The organism is Ligilactobacillus equi DSM 15833 = JCM 10991 (assembly GCF_001435735.1).
Taxonomy (GTDB): domain Bacteria; phylum Bacillota; class Bacilli; order Lactobacillales; family Lactobacillaceae; genus Ligilactobacillus; species Ligilactobacillus equi.
Genome location: NZ_AZFH01000116.1, coordinates 345 through 4,067 on the forward strand (window position 1 = coordinate 345; position 3,723 = coordinate 4,067).

The window sequence follows — 3,723 nt, forward strand, 5'->3', positions numbered from 1 at the left end:
GCTTACAGTAAGAATACAAAAAACCTCCCAAGAATTTCTCTTGGGAGGTTCAACTGGTTTAATTACCAGTATAATTATTAGACTTACTAAAAATTAGTCTTCCTTGCGCTTCTTAGTAGCACCCAATAAACCAAATGCTCCAAGAATTGCAGCTAATCCAACCATACCTGTGGCAGCTTTTTCTTCACCCGTTTGTGGGAGTTGCTTTTGACCATTTTCAGCACTTGTTGCCTTCTTATTGTCATTAGCTTGAACGTTAGTTGTCGTATCAGTAACATCCTTAGCACCGGCAAGGGCCTTCATTGCTTCAAGGATTGCTTGTTGAGCAGCATCAACTTCCGCTTGGCTCACAGTAGTATCTGCTAGCACAGCTTGACCATTTGTTAATGCCTTGTTCAAGTCATCCTTAGCTGCTTGAGACGCATTTGCGTAAGCAGCTGTTGCTTGGAAGTCTCGGCCTGCATCAACCGCTGTTTGTAAGCCTGACTTATCAATCTTAGGTGCCACTACAGAAGTTGAGTTTGCTTTCTTACCTGCTTCTTGAGCGGTAACTGCTAATTCTTGACCTGCTGTTTGTGGTGTCGTTAAGACAACTACGAAGTTACCATTTGCATCAGCAACGGCCGTTCCTAGAACGTTACCATTCTTATCAGCCACTGTCACAGTTGCACCTGGTGTAGCTTCACCTGTTACTTGACTACCATTTTCAGAAACCTTCACATTAGCTGGGGCAGCACTTGATTGGTTTGCCTTGTCTTGAATTGCTTTCATTGCACTACGGATAGCTTGTTCCGCAGCGTCAACTTCCGCTTGGCTAGCTGCAGCATCAACCATCACAGCTTGGCCATTCATCAAGACCTTAGCCAACGTATCCTTATCTGCCTGAGCAGCATTAGCGTAAACATCCGTTGTTTGGAATTGCTTAGCTTCATCAATTGCAGCTTGTAAGTTAGCCTTGTCAACGTTTGGCGCAACTGCTGCTGCAGAAGCAGCGTCTTTACCTGTTTCTTGAGCAGTAACGACTAATTCTTCACCATTAGTTTGTGGTTTTTCAGCAAAAGTAACAGTAAAGTTACCATCTTCATCGACAATTGCTGTACCAAGCTTGTTACCAGCCTTATCTGTTACGGTTACAGTCGCACCTGGCTTAGCCTTACCTGTTAAGCTTGTACCATTAGCGGAAACTTTCACACCAGATGGCGCTTCACTCTTACCAGTAGTATTTGCAATTGCTTCTTCGATAGCCTTTTGGGCTTGATCAACTTCTGCTTGACTAGCTGAAGCATCTGCGTCAACCTTCTTACCGTTGTCAAGAGCCTTTTCTAAAGCAGAAATATCGTCTTGAACCTTGTTTGCATGTTCAGTACCGTTCTTAATTGCGCTTTGCAAGCCGGACTTGTCAACCTTAGGTGCTACGGCTGTAGTTGTCGCTGGTTGCTTATCAGCTTCCTTAGCGGAAACAGCTAATTTTTCACCATTCGTTTGTGGCGTTGATAACTTAACTTCAAAGTTACCATCCTTGTCAGCAGTAGCTTTACCAAGAACGTTGCCATCCTTGTCGGCTACTACGACTTCTGCACCTGGAGCGGCTTTACCTGTTACGGTTGTACCATTGTCAGCTACTTCAACGCCAGATGGAGCCACACTCTTACCGTTAATACGGTTAAGGGCATCTTCGATAGCCTTCTTAGCATTGTTTACTTCAACTTGAGTTGCAGCTGGGTTAGCTGTTACTTGCTTACCTGCTTCAAGTGCCTTATCTAAGGCGTCCTTATCAGCTTGGTTTGCTTGAGCATAGTTGTCACCTTGCGTTGCTTCCTTACCGTCAGCGATTGCTTGGTTTAAGCCAGACTTGTCAACCTTAGGTGCTACGGCTGTAGTTGTCGCTGGTTGCTTATCAGCTTCCTTAGCGGAAACGGCTAATTTTTCACCATTCGTTTGTGGCGTTGATAATTCAACTGCGAAGTTGCCATCCTTGTCAGCAGTAGCTTTACCAAGAACGTTGCCATCCTTGTCGGCTACTACGACTTCTGCACCTGGAGCGGCTTTACCTGTTACGGTTGTACCATTGTCAGCTACTTCAACGCCAGATGGAGCCACACTCTTACCGTTAATACGGTTAAGGGCATCTTCGATAGCCTTCTTAGCATCATCAACTTCTTTTTGAGTTGCAGAAGCTTTTTCATTTACGTCATTACCGTTATCTAAAGCTTCTTCTAAGTTAGCAATGTCATCTTTAGAAGTATTAGCAACTTCATTGCCATCCTTAATTGCGCTTTGTAAGCCGGACTTGTCAACCTTAGGTGCTACGGCTGTAGTTGCAGCTGGATCTTTACCTTCTTCCTTAGCGGAAACAGCTAATTTTTCACCATTCGTTTGTGGCGTTGATAACTTAACTTCAAAGTTACCATCCTTGTCAGCAGTAGCTTTTCCAAGAACGTTGCCATCCTTGTCGGCTACTACGACTTCGGCACCTGGAGCGGCTTTACCTGTTACGGTTGTACCATTGTCAGATACCTTAACATCAGATGGAGCCACACTCTTACCGTTAATACGGTTAAGAGCATCTTCGATATCTTGTTGTGCCTTATCAACGTCAGCTTGGGTTGAAGCAGGGTTGTCGCGTACATCTTTACCCTTTTGAAGTGCTTTATCAAGTGCATCTTTTTCAGCTTGTGTAGCATCTTGAACAGCATCACCCTTTTCAATTGAAGTTTCGAGTGCTGACTTGTCAACCTTAGGTGTTTCTACTGGAGTAGCGGCACTAACTTGCTTACCTGGTTCTTTGGCTGTTACGGCCAAGTCACCTGATACATCGCCTGATACTGGCACTGTGAAGTTACCATTTTCATCAGCTTTAGCTGTACCTACAACGTTACCGTTTTGGTCTTTAACTTCCACTGTTGAGCCTGGCGTTGCCTTACCTGTTACGTTAGTTCCGTTGGCATCCTTCACAGCTTGAACATTCGTTGGTTGAGCGCTAGTTTGGTTAGCTTTGTCCTTGATGTTCTTCATTGCGTCATCAATTTTCTTCTTCGCTGCGTCCACATTGGCTTGGCTTGCGGATGGATCATTGTCCACTGCTTTACCGGCTTCAAGGGCCTTATCTAAGGCTTCCTTGTCCGCTGGGTCTACAGGAACTTTCGTTCCATCATCGGTAGTTACGTTACCGTCTTCGGATAACTTGTCACCTGCTGTGATTGAGTCTTCTAAACCGGTCTTGTCTACTGCTTTTACAGCTTCGCTTGCCTTCCTACCTGGTTCTTGCGCTGTTACGTGCAAGTCACCTGATACATCGCCTGATACTGGCACTGTAAAGTTACCATCTTTATCAGCTTCAGCTGTGCCTAAAACGTTACCGTCTTGGTCTTTAACTTCCACTGTTGAGCCTGGCGTTGCCTTACCTGTAACTGCTGTACCTTGGGCATCCTTCACAGATTGAACGTCAGTTGGTTGAGCGCTAGTTTGGTTAGCTTTGTTCTTGATGGCATTCATTGCGTCATCAATTGCCTTCTTCGCTGCGTCCACATTTGCTTGGCTTGCGGATGGATTATTGTCCACTGCCTTACCGGCTGCAAGGGCCTTGTCTAAAGCCTCCTTGTCCGCTGGGTCTACAGGAACTTCTGTTCCGTCATCGGTAGTTACGTTACCGTCTTCGGATAACTTGTCACCTGCTGTGATTGAGTCTTCTAAACCGGTCTTGTTTACTGCTTCTACAGCTTC

The 3,723-nt window shown here is 45.3% G+C and carries 1 protein-coding gene; it reads right to left on the reverse strand.

What is annotated here, in order from left to right:
* Window positions 1-93: 93 nt before the first annotated feature.
* Window positions 94-3,723, reverse strand: a 3,630-nt coding sequence (locus FC36_RS07355) for an Ig-like domain-containing protein (RefSeq protein WP_156409548.1), incomplete at its 5' end; no start/stop codon positions are given.